1 rRNA gene is annotated in these 1,088 nt (G+C 55.5%); it reads right to left on the bottom strand.

The features are described from left to right. Positions 1-1,088: ribosomal RNA gene (locus tag LCM29_RS15110) — 23S ribosomal RNA — on the bottom strand; the annotation flags it as partial.

Here is a 1,088-nt window from a genome sequence, read left to right as displayed (position 1 = left end):
CGCCCACGACGGATAGGGACCGAACTGTCTCACGACGTTCTGAACCCAGCTCGCGTACCGCTTTAATGGGCGAACAGCCCAACCCTTGGGACCTACTCCAGCCCCAGGATGCGATGAGCCGACATCGAGGTGCCAAACCTCCCCGTCGATGTGGACTCTTGGGGGAGATCAGCCTGTTATCCCCAGGGTAGCTTTTATCCGTTGAGCGATGGCCCTTCCATGCGGAACCACCGGATCACTAAGCCCGACTTTCGTCCCTGCTCGACTTGTAGGTCTCGCAGTCAAGCTCCCTTCTGCCTTTGCACTCTTCGAATGATTTCCAACCATTCTGAGGGAACCTTTGGGCGCCTCCGTTACTGTTTAGGAGGCGACCGCCCCAGTCAAACTACCCGCCTGACACGGTCCTCCAGCCGGATCACGGCTGCGAGTTAGAGACTCTATACGCAAAGGGTGGTATCCCAAGGGTGTCTCCACCGAAGCTGGCGCTCCGGCTTCACAAACTCCCACCTATCCTGTACATCGCGTACAAAGCCTCAATATCAGGCTGTAGTAAAGCTCCATGGGGTCTTTCCGTCCTGTCGCGGGTAACCTGCATCTTCACAGGTACTATGATTTCACCGGGTCTCTCGTTGAGACAGTGCCCAAATCGTTACGCCTTTCGTGCGGGTCGGAACTTACCCGACAAGGAATTTCGCTACCTTAGGACCGTTATAGTTACGGCCGCCGTTTACTGGGGCTTCGGTTCAGTGCTTCTCTTGCGATGACACATCCCCTTAACCTTCCAGCACCGGGCAGGCGTCAGCCCCTATACTTCATCTTGCGATTTAGCAGAGACCTGTGTTTTTGCTAAACAGTCGTTTGGGCCTATTCACTGCGGCTTATGTTGCCATAAGCGTCCCTTCTCCCGAAGTTACGGGACCATTTTGCCGAGTTCCTTAACGAGAGTTATCCCGCGCGTCTTAGAATTCTCATCTCGCCTACCTGTGTCGGTTTGCGGTACTGGCGCCGACCTCCTCACTAGAGGCTTTTCTTGGCAGCGTGAAATCCGGTGCTTCGCCCTACGGGCTCCACGTCACAGCTCAACCTTG

Origin of the sequence: Exiguobacterium aestuarii, assembly GCF_020171655.1 — a bacterium.
Lineage (GTDB): Bacteria > Bacillota > Bacilli > Exiguobacteriales > Exiguobacteriaceae > Exiguobacterium > Exiguobacterium aestuarii_A.
The sequence above is the reverse complement of the archived record's forward strand: the minus strand, read 5'-3'. Positions and strand labels throughout refer to the sequence as shown.